General features: G+C 63.6%; 18 protein-coding genes. 4 read left to right on the forward strand and 14 right to left on the reverse strand.

The genetic code is table 11. The annotated features are described in order from the left end of the window. Positions 1 to 7 precede the first annotated feature (7 nt). Complete coding sequence (locus tag ACQY4G_RS13220) at positions 8 to 2,191, reverse strand: ComEC/Rec2 family competence protein (RefSeq protein WP_421991512.1); 2,184 nt, start codon at positions 2,189 to 2,191, stop codon at positions 8 to 10. 28 nt (positions 2,192 to 2,219) lie between these two features. Between ACQY4G_RS13220 and gltX the strand changes: the two genes are divergently transcribed. The 3 genes from gltX to ACQY4G_RS13235 are packed head-to-tail and all read left to right on the forward strand — an operon-like array spanning position 2,220 to position 5,157. Then, complete coding sequence (gltX, locus tag ACQY4G_RS13225; RefSeq protein WP_421991514.1) at positions 2,220 to 3,668, forward strand: glutamate--tRNA ligase; 1,449 nt, start codon at positions 2,220 to 2,222, stop codon at positions 3,666 to 3,668. A gap of 9 nt (positions 3,669 to 3,677) precedes the next feature. Continuing rightward, the gene (locus ACQY4G_RS13230; protein WP_067689252.1) at positions 3,678 to 4,964 is read left to right on the forward strand and encodes a citrate synthase; all 1,287 of its coding nucleotides are present in this window, start codon (positions 3,678 to 3,680) and stop codon (positions 4,962 to 4,964) included. Between the two features lies 1 nt (position 4,965). Next, a complete protein-coding gene (locus ACQY4G_RS13235) occupies positions 4,966 to 5,157 on the forward strand; it encodes a hypothetical protein (protein ID WP_067689255.1) in 192 nt (63 codons plus the stop codon). On the opposite strand, the gene ACQY4G_RS13240 is transcribed toward ACQY4G_RS13235, so the two are convergent. From ACQY4G_RS13240 to ACQY4G_RS13255, 4 genes are all read right to left on the reverse strand, one after another. After that, positions 5,158 to 6,558, reverse strand: a complete 1,401-nt coding sequence (locus ACQY4G_RS13240) for a sensor histidine kinase (protein WP_421991516.1) — start codon at positions 6,556 to 6,558, stop codon at positions 5,158 to 5,160. A gap of 2 nt (positions 6,559 to 6,560) precedes the next feature. Further along, on the reverse strand, positions 6,561 to 7,517 hold the full coding sequence (locus ACQY4G_RS13245; protein WP_421991518.1) for a hypothetical protein: 957 nt from the start codon (positions 7,515 to 7,517) through the stop codon (positions 6,561 to 6,563). A 41-nt stretch (positions 7,518 to 7,558) separates the two neighbouring features. Then, positions 7,559 to 8,737: a hypothetical protein gene (locus ACQY4G_RS13250; protein ID WP_421991520.1), complete on the reverse strand. Its 1,179-nt coding sequence runs from the start codon at positions 8,735 to 8,737 to the stop codon at positions 7,559 to 7,561. A gap of 85 nt (positions 8,738 to 8,822) precedes the next feature. Next, complete coding sequence (locus ACQY4G_RS13255) at positions 8,823 to 9,119, reverse strand: Hpt domain-containing protein (RefSeq protein ID WP_421991522.1); 297 nt, start codon at positions 9,117 to 9,119, stop codon at positions 8,823 to 8,825. Positions 9,120 to 9,190: 71 nt separating this feature from the next. Here ACQY4G_RS13255 and ACQY4G_RS13260 point away from each other — a divergent pair, with 71 nt between their 5' ends. After that, entirely contained in the window at positions 9,191 to 11,815 is a 2,625-nt protein-coding gene (locus ACQY4G_RS13260) for an ATPase (RefSeq protein ID WP_421991524.1), read from the forward strand. 4 nt (positions 11,816 to 11,819) lie between these two features. Here ACQY4G_RS13260 and ACQY4G_RS13265 read toward each other — a convergent pair whose 3' ends face one another. The 9 genes from ACQY4G_RS13265 to ACQY4G_RS13305 are packed head-to-tail and all read right to left on the reverse strand — an operon-like array spanning position 11,820 to position 21,221. Next, positions 11,820 to 12,089, reverse strand: a complete 270-nt coding sequence (locus ACQY4G_RS13265; protein ID WP_067689273.1) for a DUF1467 family protein — start codon at positions 12,087 to 12,089, stop codon at positions 11,820 to 11,822. Between the two features lie 11 nt (positions 12,090 to 12,100). Beyond that, a complete protein-coding gene (locus ACQY4G_RS13270; protein WP_421991526.1) occupies positions 12,101 to 13,750 on the reverse strand; it encodes a ribonuclease J in 1,650 nt (549 codons plus the stop codon). Continuing rightward, positions 13,747 to 14,520, reverse strand: a complete 774-nt coding sequence (locus ACQY4G_RS13275; RefSeq protein WP_291176435.1) for a type III pantothenate kinase — start codon at positions 14,518 to 14,520, stop codon at positions 13,747 to 13,749. Before ACQY4G_RS13275 ends, ACQY4G_RS13270 begins: the two co-directional genes overlap by 4 nt. 3 nt (positions 14,521 to 14,523) lie before the next feature. Beyond that, complete coding sequence (locus ACQY4G_RS13280) at positions 14,524 to 15,246, reverse strand: biotin--[acetyl-CoA-carboxylase] ligase (protein ID WP_421993662.1); 723 nt, start codon at positions 15,244 to 15,246, stop codon at positions 14,524 to 14,526. Further along, complete coding sequence (gene nuoN / locus ACQY4G_RS13285; RefSeq protein WP_421991528.1) at positions 15,243 to 16,706, reverse strand: NADH-quinone oxidoreductase subunit NuoN; 1,464 nt, start codon at positions 16,704 to 16,706, stop codon at positions 15,243 to 15,245. Before nuoN ends, ACQY4G_RS13280 begins: the two co-directional genes overlap by 4 nt. Beyond that, the gene (locus ACQY4G_RS13290; protein WP_421991530.1) at positions 16,706 to 18,262 is read right to left on the reverse strand and encodes an NADH-quinone oxidoreductase subunit M; all 1,557 of its coding nucleotides are present in this window, start codon (positions 18,260 to 18,262) and stop codon (positions 16,706 to 16,708) included. The genes nuoN and ACQY4G_RS13290 overlap by 1 nt, the downstream gene beginning before the upstream one ends. Further along, entirely contained in the window at positions 18,262 to 20,289 is a 2,028-nt protein-coding gene (gene nuoL / locus ACQY4G_RS13295; protein ID WP_421991532.1) for an NADH-quinone oxidoreductase subunit L, read from the reverse strand. The genes ACQY4G_RS13290 and nuoL overlap by 1 nt, the downstream gene beginning before the upstream one ends. 6 nt (positions 20,290 to 20,295) lie before the next feature. Further along, entirely contained in the window at positions 20,296 to 20,601 is a 306-nt protein-coding gene (gene nuoK, locus ACQY4G_RS13300; protein ID WP_067689288.1) for an NADH-quinone oxidoreductase subunit NuoK, read from the reverse strand. Then, positions 20,598 to 21,221 carry an NADH-quinone oxidoreductase subunit J gene (locus ACQY4G_RS13305; RefSeq protein ID WP_067689291.1) on the reverse strand — a complete coding sequence of 208 codons (624 nt, stop codon included), beginning with the start codon at positions 21,219 to 21,221 and terminating at the stop codon, positions 20,598 to 20,600. The genes nuoK and ACQY4G_RS13305 overlap by 4 nt, the downstream gene beginning before the upstream one ends. Positions 21,222 to 21,235: the final 14 nt, after the last annotated feature.

Consider the following 21,235-nt stretch of genomic DNA (forward strand, 5'->3'; position numbering starts at 1 on the left):
GCGGTTCTCAGCGGGCGGATGCGCGCCACCAGCCATGCTCGCCCTCGTCCTGCGCAACGGTTTCGATGCGCGGTGCATCCAGATAGATCGCAGTACCGCCCTCGCGATCGAGGAACCGCCGGTCGGCCTTGAGCCAGCGCGGTTTGCAACTTCGCGGCAGAAAACGGTCGGCGACCACGATATCGGAATTTCGGCAGGCCGCTGCCAAAGCTCGCTCTGCGACGAGATCGCGGTTGCGGGCGACCAGTATCGACCAGTCGCGCCCTTCCCGAGCAATCGACAGCGTGCAGAATTCGGCACTACACTTGCTGCGTGGCCATTGCGATAGCGGGATCGGTACAAGGTCGGTCCCTGCCAGCTCGAGAAGGTTGTCCCGCGCATAACCGCCCTCGCTGTCCCGCAAAACCAGCAAGCGTTCGTCTTCGTTCGCAACGCCGATATCGCGCCCGTCACGGGTAATGAGAATATCGGGCACGGGCGCCGTCGCCATCATTCCTGCAGCGACCGCAACCGGCGCGAGTCCCCAAAGCCGGGCTCCGCCCTGCCAGAAAGCCAGCCAAAGCGCCCCAGCTAAGTAGAGCACCATCGCCCCCATACCGATCCGCGGGGCAAGCTTTACCGAACCCGGCTGCTCGGCAAAGAAGTGCGCGATGGCCAGCAAGAGGTCGAGCGACTGTCCGACGAGCCACCATGCCGGGGCTCCCGCGCCTGCGAGATCGAGGAGCAAGGCCAGCGCTACCAATGGCATGGATACGAAAGTCACCAACGGAATGGCGATCAGGTTGGCCGCCGCGCCGTAGACACCGGCACGATGGAAGTGGAAAAGCACGATCGGCATCAACGCCAGCTCGATCACCAGCCCGGTCAGGAACAATATGGCTGCCCGCCTGCCAAAGCGCCGCACCCAGCTCTCCTCGCGCGGCGCCAGAAAGTCCCTTATCCGCTGGACATTGTGCAACGCTACGATCGCGATCACCGCAGCGAAACTCATCTGGAAGCTCGGCCCGACCAGGGATTCCGGCCACAGCGCGAGCACCACGCCCGCCGCGATCGCGACCATTCGCAATGACAGCGGCTCGCGCCCCAGCGCCAGGGCGACAAGCACCAACAAGGCTCCGATGCAGCTGCGCACGGTCGGAACCTCGGCACCGGTCAGCAGCGTATAGCCGATCCCTGCCAATGCCGCCGCGCCCGCCGCGACCAGGGGCAAGCGCACGCGCAAAGTGAGCCAAGGCCACAGCGCGAGCAACTTGAGTGCGACGAGGTAGGTCGCCGCAATGATTGCGCTGACATGCAAACCGCTGATCGACAGCAGATGCGTCAGCCCGGAATCGCGCATCGCCTCCTCGTCGGCTTCGGGGATCGCGCCGCGGTCGCCGCTGGCCAGTGTCGCGGCGATTGCACCCGAGGTGCCTCCGAGGTTGGCGCGCACATGCGCAGACAGGTGCCGCTGGATCGACGCCAGAGATAACTCCGCCGGCGGTGGCGGCTCCACCAATTCTACCGCGCCCACCACCGAACCGGTTGCCGACAGCCCCTCGAACCAAGCACGCCGCGCGAAATTGTAGGCGCCTGGCACGATCGGCGGCGACGGCGGCATCAGGCGCGCCGCAAGGCGGATACGGGCGCCTTCGCGGAAAATCCTGCGATCCGCATCGACCGGAAGGTTGACGCGATAGGCAACCGCGCGTCCGCTCTCGGCATCGCGCGCCGCAAGGACAAGGCGCACGCGGTCTTCTGCAGGTTGCTCCTCGCGTTCCAGGATGCGGCCATCGATTAGTTCGAAGCGCGGATGGGGTATCGGTTCCGCACCGACCATCGCCGAACGCGCCCAGACCAGGGCGGTCCCTGCTGCCAAGGCCAGCCCGACCGAGAGCGCCGCAGTAAGCGTATAGACGCGGCGCTCGTCGCTCCGCCATGTGGCCAACGCCAGCATCGCCGCGGCGACTCCGCCTGCCATGACCGCCAGCCATTGCCAGGGGGTGCCGAGATAGAACCAGAACCCGATCCCGGCTGCGAAGGCGACCACCAGCCACGGTCCGCGATCGAATTCCGCAGCGGCGAGAAATGCCTCGAAACGCCGCGCAAAACTGGACAAGAGAGCGCTCATGCGCCAAGGGCGCGGCACCATATTGCGGGCCTCGTCGCCCGCCTCCCCCATCGGTATCGAAGGCGTCCCCCGTGTCGCCATGCAAGTGTTTGAAAGGAAGCGAGAGACAATGGCAAGCGTTAGTGGCAGCAAGACCCGGCAGGTCGTCACCCGCTTCGCTCCCTCGCCGACCGGCTACCTCCATATCGGCGGGGCGCGAACGGCGTTGTTCAACTGGCTCTATGCGCGGCATCATGGCGGCCGCGCGTTGCTGCGGATCGAGGACACAGACCGTAAGCGCAGCACCCCCGATGCGATCGAAAAGATTATCGACGGGCTCGACTGGCTGGGCCTCGATTTTGACGAGGCACCGGTGTTTCAGTCCGACCGCGCCGAACGCCATGCCGAAGTCGCACATAAGTTGCTCGAGGCGGGCCATGCCTATAGATGTTTTGCCACGCCCGAGGAACTCGAGGAGATGCGCGCCCAGCAACGCGCGAACAAGCAGCCGATGCGCTACGACCGGCGCTGGCGCGACCGCGACGAGAGCGAAGCGCCCGACGGCGCGCCCTTCGTGATCCGGCTGAAGGTGCCGACCGAAGGTGAGACGACGATCGAGGACGCCGTTCAGGGCAAGGTCACGGTAAACAACGCCGAGATCGACGATTACGTCCTGCTCCGCGCCGATGGAACGCCGACCTACATGCTCGCCGTTGTGGTCGACGATCACGACATGGGCGTCACCCATATCATCCGCGGCGACGACCATCTCAACAATGCCTTCCGTCAATTGCCGATCATACGGGCGATGGACCAGATAGAGGGTGGCTGGCCGGATCCGGTCTACGCTCACGTCCCCCTGATCCACGGGCCCGACGGTGCGAAAATGTCGAAGCGGCACGGCGCTGTCGGCGTCGAAGCCTATCGTGACGAGGAAGGCATCCTTCCCGAAGCGCTGTTCAATTACCTCTTGCGTCTTGGTTGGGGCCATGGCGACCGCGAAGAGATCACGAAGCGCGAAGCCATCGAACTGTTCGACCTCGACGGCGTTGGCAAGGGACCGGCGCGCTTCGACAGCAAGAAGATGCTGAATCTCAACGGCCACTACATCCGCGAGGCGGACGATGCTCGACTGGCGGAAATCGTGGCCGCCAGGATGGGACCGGAAGCAGACACAAAACTGCTTGCCGAGGCTATGCCCGTGCTGAAAACGCGCGCGAAGTCCGTCAACGAACTCACTGAGGGCGCAGCCTTTCTTTTTGCCGAACACCCGCTGGAAATGACAGAGAAGGCCGCCAAGCTTCTCGATGACGACGCACGTGCGCGCCTCGCCGGATTGTCAAAAATGCTGCATGTGCAAAATGACTGGACAATCGAGGCGCTGGAAGCCACTACGAAATCGTATGCCGAGCAGCTCGAACTGGGTCTCGGCAAGCTCGCGCAACCCATGCGCGCAGCGCTGACGGGCACGACCACGTCGCCCGGCATTTTCGATGTGCTGGTCCTGCTGGGCAAGGAAGAGTCGCTCCTGCGTATCGATGCGCAGGCCTCGCCCTCAGGCACCAAAGAGAACGAGTAGGAGAAACGCGTGGCCGACAAGCAGGCAACCCTCGATCTGGGCGGTCAGACCCAGGAATTCCCCGTGCTGCAGGGCAGCGTCGGGCCCGACGTGGTCGACATCCGCAAGCTGTACGGTACGACCGGGAAATTCACCTACGACCCCGGCTACAAGTCCACCGCCAGCTGTGAAAGTGCATTGACCTATATCGACGGCGAGGAAGGCGTCCTCCTGCACCGCGGCTATCCGATCGGCCAGCTGGCCGAAAATTCGAGCTTCATGGAAGTCGCCTATCTGCTCCTCAACGGCGAGCTGCCGCAGCAGGCCGAACTGGACGATTTCACCTATACGATCACGCGGCACACCATGCTGCATGACCAGCTGCGCCAGTTCTACCAGGGCTTTCGGCGCGATGCGCACCCGATGGCCATCATGTGCGGCGTGGTCGGCGCACTGTCGGCCTTCTATCATGACAGCACCGATATTTCGGATCCCGAGCACCGCAAGATCAGCAGCCATCGCCTGATCGCGAAGATGCCGACGATCGCCGCCGCCGCTTATAAGTACTCGGTCGGCCAGCCCATGATGCAGCCGGACAACTCGCTTAGCTATACGGGTAATTTCCTGCGCATGACGTTCGGCGTTCCGGCCGAGGAATACGAGCTGCACCCGGCAGTCGAAAAGGCGATGGACCGGATCTTCATCCTCCACGCCGACCACGAACAGAATGCCTCGACCTCGACCGTGCGTCTTGCCGGCTCGTCGGGTGCCAACCCGTTCGCCTGCATCGCGGCCGGTATCGCCTGCCTGTGGGGCCCGGCGCATGGCGGCGCGAACGAGGCCGCGCTCAACATGTTGCAGGAGATCGGCACGCCCGATCGCATCCCGCACTATATTGAGCGCGCCAAGGACAAGAACGATCCCTTCCGCCTGATGGGCTTCGGCCACCGCGTCTACAAGAACTACGACCCGCGCGCGACGGTCATGCAGAAGACCGTGCGCGAGGTGTTCGAGGCACTCAACGTCACCGATCCGGTGTTCGAGACCGCGCTTCAACTCGAAGAGCTTGCGCTCAACGACGATTACTTCAAGGAAAAGAAGCTTTTCCCCAACGTCGACTTCTATTCGGGCATCATCCTCTCGGCGATCGGCTTCCCGACGACCATGTTCACCGCGCTCTTCGCCCTCGCCCGCACGGTCGGCTGGGTCGCACAGTGGAACGAGATGATCTCGGACCCCGCGCAGGTGATCGGCCGCCCGCGCCAGCTCTATACCGGCCCGACCGAGCGCGACTACGTAGCCATCGGCCAGCGCTGACATGGGTTTCGTCCTCATGGCCTTCGGAGCGGCATTGATGCTCTCCGGAGGCCTGTGGACGCTCCAGGGTCTGGGCCTCGTTATGTGGCCCGCCGACAGCTTCATGCTCGCCGAACGCGAATGGGCGCTTTATGGCGCGATAACCTTTATGGTCGGTCTGTTCCTGTTTCGCAGCGGATCGCGCCGCGGTTGATCAGCGCGGTTTTTCGCGCAGATCCTCGGCTGCCGGAACCGACAGGGTAAAGCGCGCGCCTTGTCCCGGCGCGCTCTCCACCGTCAGATCGCCATCCATCGCGCGCGCAATCCGCCGCGAAATGTAGAGCCCAAGGCCAGAGCCGCCATCACCGCTGCGCCCGAGCCGTTCGAACTTCTCGAACACCTGCTGCTGCTGTTCCTCCTCGAGCCCATGACCCTGGTCGGCCACAGTGATCAAGGCGCGATTACCGATCCGGTCGAGCCGGATCCACACCTGGCTGTCATCGGGTGAATAGCGGATCGCATTCCCGACCAGATTGAGCAGGATTTGCAGCACCCGGCGGAATTCGGCGATGGCCAGCTGGCTTTCTCCTTCCGGCGGCGCGACCAGCGTAATGCCCTTCTCGCGCGCCCGCACACCCAGGATGCCGCAGGCACGGCGGGCGACGTCGGCCAGCTCGATCCGGTCGGGAGCGGTCGCGAAATCCTCCGATTCGACCACTTCGAGATCCGAAAGATCGTCGATCAGCGCAAGCAGGTGTTGCGCCGCGGTGGCGATGTCGGATGCGTAGGAGCTGTATTCATCGGCCAAAGGCCCCGCCAGCTTGGTCCGGATCGTTTCGGCATTGGCGATGATGCGATTGATCGGCTGGCGCAGGACCGGCGTGAGGTCGCGGCCAAAGGATGGTCCGTCTTCGCTATCGCTGTCAGCGCCCGAACCATCCTCCGCGAGCGGGCTGTCGGCGGTGAGATAGAGAACGAAACCGGAACTGCCCGGCTGCGGCTGGCCCAGCGGTTCGAGATGTGCAGTCCAGCTGCGTCCCGAACCGTCGATTTCGCACCTTGCGCCGTCGAGCAGCCGCCAATGGAGCGGTTGGCGATGCGTATTGCCAGGCAGGCGTACCAGGTCGGTCCACGGCTTGCCGACATTGGCCTGCGCCTTCTCGGCTAAATCGACAAGGTCGGCGGCTTCGGTGTCGATCGACAGCAGACGCTGGTTCGAGTCGAGCCTTGCGGTGCAGTCGGCAAGGTGACGATTGATCTCGACGCGGCGCCGCGCTGCATCGATATCGTTTTCGGGCGGTAGCTCCTCACTATGCCAGCTGACCACGTCGATCGCGCAGCCGTCGGCCTCGCCCGATTCGTCTGTGATCGGGGAAATCTCGACCCAGGCCGTAATTCGCTTCTCGCCGTCGATGGCCTCGAACTGGCGCGCAAGGCGCAGGCCGTAACGCTGCGCCTTTTCGACGAGCGCCAGAAGCTCGGGAATTGCAATCCGCGACCCGATGGAACCGCCACAGGCCTGCTGCAGCTCCGCCAGCAGGTCGTCGGCCTCGACAAGCTTGCGGTCCGCATCCGCTCTGGCCCGTGCAATGTATCGGGTTCCGACGGTGGCCATCGTCAGCCCGCTCCGACCGGCGTGGATTGAGAAAGCAGGCCGCGCGCCTCCTCGGCAGCCATGCCGGCGATTTCGCGCGGCGGAATCGCTTGCGGATTGAGCCGCAGCACCTGTCGCTCGACATCGGCGCTGTCGAGCCCTGCCCCGCGCAACCCCAGCGCAAGGCGCGCAGTCTGCTGATGGTGGGTCGAGAGCACCGCAGCGACGCGCGACTGCCCCGAGCGTGCCGCCAGCGCAGAAAGAAACAGCGCCGGACCTGCCTGATCGACATCGAGCGCCCGCAGCGCCGCATTGCCCATTCCGGTGACAACCCGCCCGAGCAACGATAGCCGACCGGCTCCCTCGTCAAAGGCGTTGCGAAGCTTGGCTTCCGCGCGGATCATCGCATCGGAACGCAATTGTCCGCTAAAGGCGCGCCAGCCCATCAGCAAATCGTGAAACAGGTCGCCGGGCAACTCACCCAGCGGCAATTCCATCCTGCGTTGGGTCTGCGCAAAGCGTGCCTGCGCGGTAAGCGCTGACATCGCGGCGCTGGCAAGGGCGCTATCATCGGAAGCGATGAGTTCCTGCACCAGCGGGGAAAGCACCGGGTCGATGCCGTATTGGGCCTCGAGCCGTTCGGTCAGTTGCCATTCCAGCGCCAGCGCATGGCAATGCGCGAGCAGAGCGGGACTGCCGAAAAAATGCTTGGCCAGCGCTTCGCCATGGCGTTCGGCGAAGGCTTCGCTGCCCGCCTGCCCCGCAGCCTCGGCCTGCGCGCGCAGGACCTGCCATGCGAGATTGTGGCACATGCCGCGGATCCGCGCGACGATCTCGTCGCTGAACAGCGAATGGTCGGGGGTAGCCAGCAAATGCGACAGGATGGGAGCGATCCGGGCAAGCATCGCGTTGCCGCGCGCGATCGCGTCGCGCAGGGGTTCCCGATCGGCAGCGGCCTCGGGGGATGCAGCGTCAGGCATCAGCATGGCTCGGGCTTAGCATCGACATGGTTAAGCGCGCGTTAGTCCCTTGGTTCCGACGTGAGGAAAAGCGTCACCAGCACCGCCAGCGATAGCACCGCCACAACCGGTTGCGCGAAGCCGAACAGCACGGCCGGCAATAGCCCCAGCGTCAGCAGCACGCGATCGGCGTAGCTGCGACGCCAGCGCGCCGTACTCAGTCGTTCCCCCAGATGCAGCAAACCGAACAACACCGCAGGCACGAACAGTCGCAGCCAAGTGGTATCTTCGGGTGATGCCATGGCGACGAGCACGACCAGCAGTGGGTCCAGCAGAATCCTAAGCGCCTGGACCAGAACCGGTACGCTCGGGCGTACCTGGCCGGCATTGGAAATGCGGCGAACCACTTCTTCCATCGCAAAGAGCAACACCGCCAGTGCCGCAAGGCCGAAGCCGGGCAATATCCACCCGGCAAGACCCAGCGACAGGGCGAGAAGGCCCATTGCTGCGGCTCCGAGCGCAAGAAAACGCGGCAGTCGTCCGCCCATTGTGTCCTGCGCGAGGCGCGCGCCCATACGCTCGGCAATCGCCAAACCCGGTGCGGTAAACGGCGCGACGTCGGCATGACCCGCCACCCAACTCCGCTCGCGCATGGCGAGTTCCTCGGTTGTCGGATCGCGCAGCCAGACATGTTCATCGAGCAGCCGCGTTTCGAGCGGATGCGTTCGTACCCCCGACTGGAGGGCGATGCGCAACAGCGCCGAGGGCGTATCGACATCCGTCGGCAGCTGAGCGAGTTGCTCGACCGCATTACCGCGCACCATTAACGCACCGGCCCAGGCGAAATGCGCGTCGATCCGCTCGTAACCGCGCTGCACCGCCGGGTCCTCCGGGAAGACCAGCACGCCTGGCTTGGCCAGATGCCGCACAATCGAATCTTCGTCGGGCAAGACGCCGGAAGAGAGGACCAGCAGTTCGTCCTGCGCAGTCACGATACCCGACAGCTTGCGCGGCTCGCGGATCGCGATGAAGCGCGCGCCTGCTGCCTCCGCGCGGTGCTGCAGATCGATGACTTCGCGGCCGACCGTGGTGGCGAGGCAGGCGATGCTCTCGCAGCCCGCGGCCAGCGCGATATCGAGTTGCCGCTCGACCAGGCGCGCGCCCGCGAGCATGCGGAACGGCGCAGGGATCTTGCGCGGTTCGGCTGGGCCATCGAGGACTGACAGCAGGGCGACGCGCACGCTGAACTCCGATTGCGAGGGTTGAACGAACCCGGCTTCTAGGGCTGTCTGCCACCGCCCGCCAAGTCGCGAGCCCTTTTTTCCCTCAGGCCAGAGCTTCGACGAAAGTGTCTATGCGCTGGAGAACCGTGGGCTCACCTGGCGCAGCGGTACGCGCTTCTTCAGCAAGGTCCATCAGTTCCGGGGCGTGAAAACTCGCCGCAATGGCGTGCAACCTGCTGGCGGCGACTTCCCAATTGCCGTCGCACCGGGCGCGACGCAACAGGTCCAATTGGCGCGCGACGCTGTCGGCGAAGGCCGCGCGCAGTTCGTTCCTGAGCGACGGATCGTCGCCTGCCGCGGTGGCAAGTGCGGCATCGAAGCCGGTAGAGTGATACGCCATCGCCACAGCCTGCCACCAAAGCGGTTAATTGCTGTTTAAGCCCAACCGCTTTGGTGATAGCTTTCGAACCTATGAGAAAGCGCCCGCTGATCCAGGCCGTCGACCAAGCGGCCGATGAAACCGCACCGGAAACTGCAGTTTCCGAAGAGGTTGTCGAACATATCTCGGAGGATCCTCAAGAGGGTCTCGAGGAGGAGTGGGACGAAGAACCGCAGCCTGGACGCAGCTTTGCCTGGGTTTTCCCGCTTCTGGCAGTGCTGGCGATCCTTAGTTGGACGGGCTTCTTCGGCTGGGCGCACCAGACCGAAATCCTCGCAAGCCCCACCCCGCGCGAATGGACGGGCCTGATTGCACAATGGGCGATCCCGGTGCTGCTCGTGGTCGGTATCTGGCTGCTTGCCATGCGCAATTCGACACGCGAGGCAAAGCGCTTCGCCGAGGTCGCGCAAGACCTATCGGCGCAATCGGCCGAACTCGAGACCCGCCTCGCCGTGGTAAACCGCGAACTGAGCCTCGCCCGCGAATTTCTAACCGCGCAGACGAAAGAGCTGGATTATCTGGGCCGGACGGCAACAGATCGACTATCGGAGAATGCCGATCGGTTGCAATCGCTAATCGGAGAGAATGGCGAACAGGTCGAATCGATCGCACGAGTCAGCATTACTGCGCTGGAAAACATGGACAAATTGCGGGACAATCTCCCGGTAATCGCCAATTCCGCCAAGGACGTATCGAACCAGATCGGCGGGGCAGGCCGTGAGGCACAAGCCCAGCTCGACGAGCTGGTCCATGGGTTCGAGCGACTCAATGAATTCGGCGCGGCGAGCGAGCGACAGGTGGCCTCGCTGCGCAAACGTGTCGATGCAGCGCTCGAAGCGTTTACCGAGCAGGCCGAGCAACTGGGCGCGATAACCGAACGACGTTTCGCCGAACTGCGCGAGGACAGCGAGGCGTTTCGCGGCGATCTCGACAGTCGCGAAGTCGAGGCGCTCGCCTCGATCCGGAACCGCTTCGAGAAGTTGCGCAGCGAACTCGACGAGACCGACGCACAAGCGGCTGCCGAACGTGAGACCGCGATGGGTAGCTTGCAGGAACGCCTTGCAACCCTTCGCAGGGAAACCGCCGAAGCCGCAGAGGCAATCCGCGATGGCGAAGCGCACGCACTGACTGCCTGGGCCAGCCAGGTGGATGCGATGCAGGAACGGTTGCGTGAAGCCGTTGCCGAGGTCACGCGGATCGACGAAGCGGCGCTAGCTGCGGCCAATACCAAGCTCAAGGAGCTGTTCGCCGAGGCGGAGACGGTGGACGCCCGCCTGGCCGAACGGAACCGCCTTTTTGCAGAAGAGACGGGTCGGCGGCAGGCGGAGCTTTCCGAAGCGGAAGATGCGGCGCATTCCAGCATGAGAGACCGGTTTGCCGCGCTCGACGACGTAATCGCCGAGCGACGGGCCGCACAAGCGGAGCAGCTCTCGCTCATGGCGGCAGAAGGCGAAGAGCTGGGCGAACGGATCGCCGCCTTGGGCACGACTTTCGATTCCGTTGCCGCTCAGGGTCGAATGGCCCGCGACGAACTGTCCGAAGGTATCGCTACTCTCGATGCCAAACTGGGCGAGAGCCGCGAGGCTCTGGAGGGAACGGATGCAGCTGTCTCCGCGCTAACCGACGCCAGCGTTCGATTGCTCGAGCTCATCCAGGCGAGCGCCAAACACAGCCGGGACGAATTGCCAGTGGCGATGGAGGCGAGCGAGGCGCGCCTCGCCGAAATCGAGCAGCGCGCAGAGGATGTGAAAAACCTGCTCGACCAGGCGAAGGAAGCGGGCGAAGCGCTCACCGCGAGCATGGAAGAAGCTGGCACCCGCAGCCGCGAGGCGATGGCCGGGGTCGACGAATTTCAGGCGCGTTTCGGCGAAACGGCGAGCGCCCAGGTAGACGGCATCGAACGTCTGCGCGCCAGCGTGGCTGCGCTGGGCGATGAAAGTGCCACTGTTTCGGAGCGTACGCAGGGCGAATTGCGCGACGCAATTACCGCGCTCGAAACCAGTGCCCGCGAAGCGCTTGCCGCAATCGAGACCGAACAGGCCGAGCGGATCGCAGGGATTGCCGGCAAGGTCGGCGAACAGAGCGCCGAAGCGATCGACAAGGCCTTGCGCGACCATACGCAGGAAGCGATCACAGCGCTCGATCGCGCGACCGAACGGTCGGCCGAGGCGGGTCGCGAGGTCATGCGCCAGCTGCGCGACCAACTGGCCAAGGTCAACGAACTTACCGGTAATCTGGAAAACCGCATTGCGCATGCGCGCGAGCGGGCTAGCGAAGAGGTCGACAACGATTTCTCGCGCCGTGTCGCATTGATAACCGAGAGCCTCAATTCGAACGCGATCGACATCGCCAAGGCGCTTTCGACCGAGGTCACCGATACGGCCTGGGCGAGCTACCTTCGCGGCGATCGCGGTATCTTCACCCGCCGCGCAGTGCGGTTGGTCGACAACACCGAGGCGCGCGAAATCGCCGAACTCTACGATGTCGATGCCGATTTCCGCGAGCATGTCAGCCGCTATATTCACGACTTCGAGGCAATGCTGCGCACCATGCTCTCGACCCGCGACGGTAATGCCGTCAGCGTCACACTGCTGAGCAGCGACATGGGCAAGCTGTACGTCGTGCTGGCGCAAGCACTCGAACGTCTGCGTCAATAGCGCGTCAGGCGTCGGGTCCCCACAAAATCAGGTGATCGACCGTGATCCAGCCATAGATGTAATTGAGCACATAGGCGGTGGTCACGACGGCCGCCAGGATCACCGCGCGCAGCAGCAGCCTCCCTGGTCGAAATTCGACCGGCGCACTGTCGGCCTGACCGGGCACTTTCTCGACGCCGGCTTCGTCATGCGTGCGCACGCCGAAGGGCAGCAGCAGAAACGCGCTGAAGACGAAGAACAGGAAATAGATCGCGAGAATACTGGTCCATTCCATCGCTCTGGCTCCTAAAGATTGGGCAGGATCACCCGCACCTGCGGGCGCTTGCCCGACCAGCGCTGCGCGGCGCGGCGGGCGGCGAGGCGCGCGGCCTCGTGGATGCTGGCTTCATCGCGACGTTCGCGTCCACGCAGCTTGGCGATTGCCGCACGGATGTCGCTGCTCGCCTCGGCGATGAAATCCTCGTAATCCTCATCCAGCGGGAGGCCGAGACTGTCGAGGCGCGGATTGAGATCGCCATCCAGCGCCACGATGACCACGCCTTCCCGCATGATCCGCCGACGCATGGAGATCGCCTCGCCATCGGCAGGCACGATGATGTCCCCATCGAGCACGAGGCGCCCCGACCGCACTTCGGCCACCTTGCCCGGTGCACCGGGTGCGAGCCGCACGAGATCGCCATTCTGCTGTACGACCTGGTCGGGTATCCCGCTGGCCTTGCCCAGCCTGCCCTGCTCCTGCATGTGCCGCATCTCGCCATGTACCGGCACGAGGATCTCGGGCCGCAGCCAGCCATACAGCGCCTCGAGCTCGGGCCTGCCCGGATGTCCGGAAACGTGGATCATGCTCTGCCGGTCGGTGACCATGGTGATTCCGCGCGCGGCGAGCTTGTTCTGGACCGCGCCTATGGAAATCTCATTGCCCGGGATCTGGCGGCTCGAAAACAGCACGACATCTCCGCCGACCAGTTCGAGCGGATGGTTCTCGTCGGCAATACGCGCAAGCGCTGCCCGCGGTTCGCCCTGCCCGCCCGTGGCGAGGATCAGCAGCTCGCCGCGCGGCAGGCCCATGGCCGTGTCGAAATCGACCGGCTCAGGGAAGTCCTCCAGATAGCCATTGTCTTGCGAGACCTCGATAATCCGATCGAGCGACCGGCCTGCGACGCAGATCTGGCGGCCGGTTTCGCGCGCGACATCGCCGAGCGTCTGCAGCCGGGCGACATTGCTGGCAAAGGTCGTCACCAGCACGCGCTTGCCCTGATGGCGCTGGACTTCTTCGAGCAGGCCCTTGTGCACGGCGCCTTCCGAGCCGCTCGGCGCGGGATTGAACACATTCGTGCTGTCGCAGACCAGCGCAAGCACGCCTTCGTCTCCGATCTCGGTCAATTCCTCTTCGGTGGTCGGCTCGCCGATGATCGGATCCTCGTCCAGCTTCCAGTCGCCGGTATGGAAGATCCGCCCGTGCGGCGTGTCGATGAGCAGCGCATTGCCTTCGGCAATCGAGTGCGCGAGCGGGATATAGGTCACCTCGAACGGGCCGACCGCGAAGCTGCCGTGGTCGTCGGGAATCACATGCAGGTCGATCTGATCTTCCAGCCCTGCCTCTTGCAGCTTGCGGCGGACCAACTCGGCCGTGAACGGCGTTGCGTAGATCGGCACGTCCAGTTCTGCCGCGAAATAGGGGACCGCGCCGATATGGTCCTCATGCGCGTGCGTCAGCACGATCGCCTCGAGCGTGTCCGCCCGGTCCTCGATGAACTCGAGGTCGGCAAAGACGAGGTCGACGCCGGGATACTGGTCGCCCGAGAACGTCATCCCTAGATCGACCATCAGCCAGCGGCCCTGGCAACCGTAGAGGTTGACGTTCATGCCGATCTCGCCCGACCCGCCGAGCGCTAGGAAGAGCAGTTCGTCTTCGGGAGTGAAGTCCTTCTTCAAGCTGCGCGCTCCGCAAGAATCGCAAGCCCTTCGAGCGTGAGGTCGGTATCGACCGCGTCGAACAGCTCGGTGTGTTCGTCGAACAGGATCGCCAGACCGCCCGTCGCCACGACCTTGGCGGGCCGGCCGATCTCGTCCTTCATCCGCGCGATCAGGCCCTCGATCAGCGAGACATAGCCCCAGAACACACCGATCAGCATCTGGTCTTCGGTATTGCGTCCAATCACGCTGTCGCTTTCCGGCCGCTCGATCGCGATCCGCGGCAGTTTGGCGGTATTGCCGACCAGCGCATCAAGGGAAAGATTGATGCCGGGCGCGATGATTCCGCCCTTGTAGGCCCCGGTGAAATCGACTGCATCGAACGTCGTGGCGGTGCCGAAGTCGACCACGATCAGATCGCCTTCATATTTCGCATGGGCCGCAAGCGTGTTGAGCGCGCGGTCGGCGCCGAGCGAGCTGGGCTGCTCGATATCGAGTTCGAACCCCCATTCGGCCCTGCCCTGCCCGGCGATCAGCGGCGTGACGCCGAGATATTTTTCCGAAAGGACGGTGAGGTTGTGGATCGCCCTCGGCACGACCGAACCGATGATGACCTGGTCGATATCGGCACTGTCGAAGCCCTGGAATTCGGCCAGTTGCAGCAGCCAGACGGCATATTCGTCGCCGGTTCTCCGCGGATCGGTGGCAATCCGCCAGCGGGCCTTGATCTCGCGCCCTTCGAACAGGGCGAAGACGACATTGGTATTTCCGACATCGGCTGCGAGCAGCATGGCTCAGCTCTCCTCGTTCACGAGCATTACATCGCCCGCGTGGATGGCACGGGCGGAGCCGTCCGCCAAGCGCAGGGTCAAAGCACCATCGACGGTCAGGCCGGCAAAGCCGCCCTGTAGCCGGTCTTCCCCGGGCGGTTGCACGACCAACGGTGTCCCCAGCGGATGCGCGACCGCAGTCCAGCGCCGCGTGAGCGGTTCGAGCCCGTAGGTGCGCCAGCGCTCGACTTCGAGATCGAAGGCGCTTGCCAGTGATTGCGCAAAGTGGTCCCGGTCCGGTGCTGGACCCAGCGCCGATAGCGCGATGGTCTTGCGATCGGGCAGTTCGGGTGCTGCGGCGAGATTCACCCCCATGCCGACAATGATCGCGTCGCGCTCGCGCTCGAGCAGTATGCCGGCCAGCTTGGCATCGCCGAGCATCAGGTCGTTGGGCCATTTGAGGCGGAGTTGGCTGGGATCGGCGAGGATCTTCGAGACAGCCTCGTAGGCAGCCACTCCAGCAACAAGCGCAAGCGTAGCAGGGTTCGGATCGCGCGGTGCGATATGCACGACCGTCGAGCCCATGAAATTGCCGCTGCCGTCGGACCAATTGCGCCCTTGGCGCCCCCGTCCTGCAACCTGACGGTCGGCGACGAGCCATTGCCCCTCGGGTACGGGCTCGCCCGCGCGCAATTGCGCGGCGAGATCGGAATTGGTCGAACCGGTCTCGGTAACGAAGCGGATCACATCGCCGCGACGAAAGAAGCGGCGGCCTGTGCGGTCCATTCACCCAACGGAATGGTCAGCAGGTACCCCAGCGGCGAGATGATCGCCACGCAGATCGCCAGCACCACCCAGTGGCTCATCGGGCTGGTCGCCTCGACTTCGCGGACCGGCTCGTCGAAGAACATCACCTTGATGAACTTGATATAATAGAACGCGCCGATGACGCTGGCGGCGATACCGATTGCCGCCAGCGCGACGAGGTCGGCCTGCACCGCGGCCTGGAAAACCACGAACTTGCCCCAGAAGCCGAACAGCGGCGGAATCCCGGCGAGGCTGAACATCAGTGCCAGCAGCGACCAGGCCAACGCCGGGCGCCGGGTCGAAAGGCCCGAGATATCGGCGAAGGTTTCGAGGTTGTTGCCTTCCGGATCGCGCAGCATCAGCAGCGCGGTAAAGCTGCCCACGACCATTGCCGCATAGATCGCGAGATAGGTCATCACACCGGAAATGCCGGAGGGGGTCGCGGCAGCCAGACCGATCAGGATGAAACCGACATTGTTGATCGAGGAATAAGCGAGCAGGCGCTTGAGGTTCTGCTGCCCGATTGCGCCCAGCGCGCCGACCACGATCGAAGCAAGCGCTGCGAAGATCACGATCTGGCGCCAGCTGTCGACCTCGCCCGCAAAGGGATCCATCGCCATGCGGACCAGCATACCCATCGCCGCGACCTTGGGGGCGCTGGCGAAAAAGGCGGTGACGGGAGTGGGCGCGCCTTCGTAGACGTCGGGGGTCCACATATGGAACGGGACCGCACTGACCTTGAAGGCGAGCCCGGCGAGCACGAAGACCACGCCGAACAGCGCGCCGGTCGAGAAATCGGCAGCAAATGCCGCGCGGATGCCCTCGTAATTGGTCGTGCCGGTGAAGCCGTAAACGAGGCTCACGCCATAAAGAATGATACCCGACGCGAGCGCGCCGAGGACGAAATATTTGAGGCCCGCCTCGGCCGACCGGTCATCATTACGCAGGAAGCTGGCGAGCACATAGCTGGCAATGCTCGACATCTCGAGACCGATGTAGAGCGTCATCAGGTCGGTCGCCGAGACCATCATGCCCATGCCGACCGCGTTGAACAGCATCAGAACCGGATATTCGCCGCGATAGGCGCGGCGCTGCTCGAAGAAGCTCGGCGTGACTACCAGCACGGCGGCGGCTGCGAGGTAGATCAGGATCTTGGCGAAACTGCCGAAGGCATCCGCGCGGTAGAGATCGCCGAAGGCCCTTCCGGCGACTTCCCCGGTCGCCTGCTCAAACAGCTGCGCGCTGAAAATGGCCGCCACGATCAGCGCCGTCACCGTGAGACTGGTGAGCATACGGGCGGATCGCGGGCCACCCCAGGCGGCGACCAGCAGGAAAACCAGGCCAGCCAGCGACAGACCGATTTCGGCACCGGTCAGGTAGAGCGAGGTTGCGTAGGACATCAGTGCGCTCCCTCCTCACCATGGGCAGTGCCCTGTGCGGCCTCGACGAAATTGGCGTGCCGTTCGCGCGGGGTGCCGATCACATTGTCGGCATCGAAATCGGGCGCGGCACGTGCGATGCGGGCCTCGAGTGCGGCAATGTCCTGACGCATGGGGGCAAGGAAGCTTTCCGGATAGACGCCCATCCACAGCACTGCGGCTGCGATCGGGGCGAGCATGGCCCATTCGCGGGCATTGAGGTCGAGCATGGCCGCTGCATCAGCGTTCTTCTGTTCGCCGAACGCCACGCGGCGGTAGAGATAAAGCATATAGGCGGCACCCAGGATGATGCCCGTAGTGCAGACCAGCGTCACCAGCGTCGAGACCTTGTATATCCCGGCCAGCGCGAGGAATTCGCCGATGAAGTTGCTGGTCCCCGGAAGGCCGATGCTGGCCATGGTAAACAGCAGGAAGAACAGCGCATATTTCGGCATATTGATCGACAGCCCGCCGTAGCGCGCGATCTCACGCGTATGCAGCCGGTCGTAAATGACGCCGACGCACAGGAACAGCGCGCCCGAGACGAGGCCGTGGCCGAGCATGACCATCATCGCGCCTTCGATGCCCTGCACGTTGAAGGCGAACAGACCGACCATCACGATCGCCATGTGGGCGACCGAGGAATAGGCAATCAGCTTCTTCATGTCGTTCTGCACCAGCGCGACGAGCGATGTGTAGATCACCGCGACCATCGAGAGGATGTAGACGAGCCAGGCGAACTGTTCGGAAGCCTCGGGGAACATCGGCAGGCTGAAGCGGATGAAACCGTAGCCGCCCAGCTTGAGCAGCACACCCGCGAGGATGACCGAACCGGCGGTGGGCGCCTGAACGTGCGCGTCGGGCAGCCAGGTATGCACCGGCCACATCGGCATCTTCACCGCGAAGCTGGCAAAGAAGGCCAGCCACAGCCAGGTCTGTGCCGCCGGGCTGAAGTCGTAATTGAGCAGCGTCGGGATGTCGGTGGTGCCCGACTCGTTCACCATCCACATCATCGCGATCAGCATCAGCACCGAGCCGAGCAGCGTGTAGAGGAAGAATTTGTACGAAGCGTAGATGCGATTGTCGCCGCCCCACACGCCGATGATCAGATACATCGGGATGAGACCGGCTTCGAAGAAGATGTAGAAAAGGAACAGGTCCTGCGCGGCGAACACGCCGATCATCAGCACTTCCATGAGCAGGAAGGCGCTCATGTATTCGCCCACACGCTTGTTGATGGCTTCCCAACTGGCGAGGATGCAGATCGGCATCAGGAAGACGCTGAGCATGATCAGCATCAGCGCGATGCCGTCGATGCCCAGCGCATAGCTGAACCCGGCGAAAATCTCGGCCCGCTCGGTAAACTGCCACTGGGCTCCGCCGATGTCGTAGTTCATCCACAATACGATACCCAGCGCGAGGTCGATCAGCGTTGCGACTAGCGCGACCATGCGAGCCGACTGCGCGCCGAGAAACAGGCAGGCGATGGCGCCCGCCAGCGGTACGGCGAGCATCAGCGAAAGGATGGGGAATTCCATCAGAAAAGTACCCAGGTGATCGCGGCGACGAGCCCGAGGAGCATCACCAGCGCATAGCTATAGAGATATCCGGTCTGGAACTTGCGCGCCCCGACCGAGCCCTTCTCGACCACCCAGGCAATGCCATTGGGTCCGAAACGGTCGATCGTGCCGATATCGCCGAGTTTCCAGAACTGGCGGCCGAGCCAGAAGGCCGGCACCACGAAGAGATAGTGGTAGAGTTCGTCGAAATACCACTTGTTGTAGAGAAAGCGATAGATCGGGCCGAGCTGTTCGGCGGTTTTGCCGGGGATGCTGGTGTCCTTGATGTAGGCCAGCCAGGCGACGAACAGGCCAATCAGCATCACGATCAGCGCCGAGTACTTAACCCAGTAAGGCACGGCGTGCATCGCGTCGATCAGCGGTGCGTTGTAGAAGATCGAGCTGCCCCAGAAGGCCGCATCATCGAGGAATGTCGGCGCGAAGAGCTGCCCCGCGAACACCGCTCCGATCGACAGCAGCCCAAGCGGGATGAGCATCGTCAGCGGGCTTTCGTGCGGATGATAGCCTGCAGTCCCTTCGTGGGGATGCACGTCCTCATGGGCGGCGTCGCCGTGTTCCTCGTCGGGCGTTTCGTGATGGCCGTGGACTGCATGTTGGATATGCTCGCTGTCGGCCCAGCGGGGCTTGCCCCAGAAGGTCAGGAACATCAGGCGCCAGCTATAGAAGCTGGTCAGCAGCGCGGCGAAAACACCCATCCAGAAGGCGAACTGGCCGAGTTCCGTACCGCGGCCATAGGCCACTTCGATGATCGCATCCTTCGACCAGAAGCCTGCGAAACCAGCGCCCAGGTGGTAGATGCCCACACCGGTGATCGCGAGCGTACCGGCCATCATCGCCCAGAAGGTCAGTGGGATGTGCTTACGCAGATTGCCGTAATAGCGCATGTCCTGCTCGTGGTGCATCGCGTGGATGACCGAGCCTGCACCGAGAAACAGCAGTGCCTTGAAGAAGGCATGCGTAAACAGGTGGAACATGGCTGCGCCGTATGCGCCGACGCCTGCAGCGAAGAACATGTAGCCGAGCTGCGAACAGGTCGAATAGGCGATGACACGCTTGATGTCCCACTGCGTCGTGCCGACGGTGGCGGCGAAGATACAGGTGGCGGCACCGATGAAGGTCACCATGGCGAGCGCGACGGGCGCGGTCTCGAACATCGGCGACAGGCGGCAGACCATGAATACGCCTGCGGTCACCATGGTCGCAGCGTGGATCAGTGCCGACACCGGTGTCGGGCCTTCCATCGCGTCGGGCAGCCAGGTGTGCAGGCCGAGCTGCGCCGATTTGCCCATCGCACCGATGAACAGCAGGATGCACAGCACATCCATCGTGTAGACGGCGTAGCCGAGGAAGCCGATCGTCGCCCCGCTCATGCCCGGCGCGGCCGCCAGGATCTCGCTGATCGAGACCGTGTCGAACACGAGGTAGGTGCCGAAAATGCCGAGCATGAAGCCAAGGTCGCCCACGCGGTTGACCACGAAGGCCTTGATCGCTGCGGCATTGGCGCTGGGTTTCTTGAACCAGAAACCGATCAGCAAATAGCTGGCGAGGCCCACGCCTTCCCAACCGAAGAACATCTGGACGAGGTTGTCGGCAGTCACCAGCATCAGCATGGCGAAAGTGAACAGGCTGAGATAGGCGAAGAAGCGCGGCTGATCCGGGTCTTCCTCCATATAGCCCCAGCTATAGAGGTGGACGAGCGCCGAGACGGTGTTGATCACGACCAGCATGACCGCTGTCAGCGTGTCGACGCGCAGCGCCCAGTCGAACGCCAGCGTGCCCGACTGCACCCAGGTCAATACGGGCACGACCGAGGGTTCGGCTGTGCCGTTCACGAAGCTAAGGAAGATCGGCCAGCTCAGCACCGCGCTGACGAACAACGCACCGGTGGTGATCGCCTTGGCGAAAACCGGCGGCGCGGCTTTGTTGGTCAGCCCCGCGACGATTGCCGCGACCAGCGGCAAGAAAACGATAACAAGAATTTCCACCGTGGCTTACCCCTTCAGCCGGTCGACGTCGTCCACCGCGATCGTGCCGCGGCCACGGAAATAGATCACGAGAATTGCCAGCCCGACGGCGGCTTCGGCCGCAGCGACGGTCAGGACGAACATTGCGAAGACCTGCCCCACGAGATCGCCGAGAAAGGCGCTGAAGGCCACCAGCTGGAGGTTCACGCTCAACAGAATCAGTTCGATCGCCATCAGGATGACGATGATGTTCTTCCGGTTGAGGAAGATACCGAGCACGCCGAGCACGAAGAGGATCGCGCTGACGACGATATAGTGTTCGATGCCGATCACAGCTCGACCCCTTCGCCCACTTGGGGCTGTTTCATGACGGTGGCTTCGTTCGGATTGCGGCGGTTCTGCTTGCCGATATCCTGCTGGCTGCGCGAGCCGGCGGGGCGCTTGCGATGGGTCAGCACGATCGCGCCGATCATCGCGACGAGCAGGATGATACCGGCCCCCTCGAACAGGAAGATGTAGTCGCGATAGAGAATCGCGCCGATGCTGGCGGTGTTCGAATCGCCGAGAAGGGGAGCAGCCGCGCCGCTTGGCACGCCGAGTTCCAGGGTACCCGCCTGATAAGCGCCGATACCCAGCACAAGCTCGGCCAGCAGCACGAGGGCAATCGCAATTCCGAGCGGGAAATTCTTGATGAAACCGGCGCGCAATTCGGCAAAGTCGATGTCGAGCATCATGACCACGAACAGGAACAGCACCGCGACCGCGCCGACATAGACGATCACCATCAGCGCGGCGATGAACTCGGCGCCGACAAGCACCATCAAGCCCGCGGCGTTGAAGAAGGCGAGGATCAGCCACAGCACGGAATGCACCGGGTTGCGCGCCATGATGACCATGACGGCGCTGGCGATGACAAGCGCAGCGAACAGGTAAAAGGCTAAAGTCTGAATCATGGCCCCTGTGTCTC

Source organism: Qipengyuania sp., from assembly GCF_965277845.1.
Taxonomy (GTDB): Bacteria; Pseudomonadota; Alphaproteobacteria; order Sphingomonadales; family Sphingomonadaceae; genus Qipengyuania.

Bases quoted from the DNA above. Each gene is read 5' to 3' on its own strand.
- ACQY4G_RS13275 (WP_291176435.1), bottom strand. From the start codon at position 14,520: ATGCTGCTCGCAGCCGATGTCGGAAATACCAATGTCGTCTTCGCCCTG.
- ACQY4G_RS13245 (WP_421991518.1), bottom strand. From the start codon at position 7,517: ATGCCTGACGCTGCATCCCCCGAGGCCGCTGCCGATCGGGAACCCCTG.
- nuoN (WP_421991528.1), bottom strand. From the start codon at position 16,706: ATGTCCTACGCAACCTCGCTCTACCTGACCGGTGCCGAAATCGGTCTG.
- ACQY4G_RS13255 (WP_421991522.1), bottom strand. From the start codon at position 9,119: ATGGCGTATCACTCTACCGGCTTCGATGCCGCACTTGCCACCGCGGCA.
- ACQY4G_RS13220 (WP_421991512.1), bottom strand. From the start codon at position 2,191: ATGGCGACACGGGGGACGCCTTCGATACCGATGGGGGAGGCGGGCGAC.
- ACQY4G_RS13235 (WP_067689255.1), top strand. From the start codon at position 4,966: ATGGGTTTCGTCCTCATGGCCTTCGGAGCGGCATTGATGCTCTCCGGA.
- ACQY4G_RS13305 (WP_067689291.1), bottom strand. From the start codon at position 21,221: ATGATTCAGACTTTAGCCTTTTACCTGTTCGCTGCGCTTGTCATCGCC.
- ACQY4G_RS13290 (WP_421991530.1), bottom strand. From the start codon at position 18,262: ATGGAATTCCCCATCCTTTCGCTGATGCTCGCCGTACCGCTGGCGGGC.
- ACQY4G_RS13260 (WP_421991524.1), top strand. From the start codon at position 9,191: ATGAGAAAGCGCCCGCTGATCCAGGCCGTCGACCAAGCGGCCGATGAA.
- gltX (WP_421991514.1), top strand. From the start codon at position 2,220: ATGGCAAGCGTTAGTGGCAGCAAGACCCGGCAGGTCGTCACCCGCTTC.
- ACQY4G_RS13240 (WP_421991516.1), bottom strand. From the start codon at position 6,558: ATGGCCACCGTCGGAACCCGATACATTGCACGGGCCAGAGCGGATGCG.
- ACQY4G_RS13265 (WP_067689273.1), bottom strand. From the start codon at position 12,089: ATGGAATGGACCAGTATTCTCGCGATCTATTTCCTGTTCTTCGTCTTC.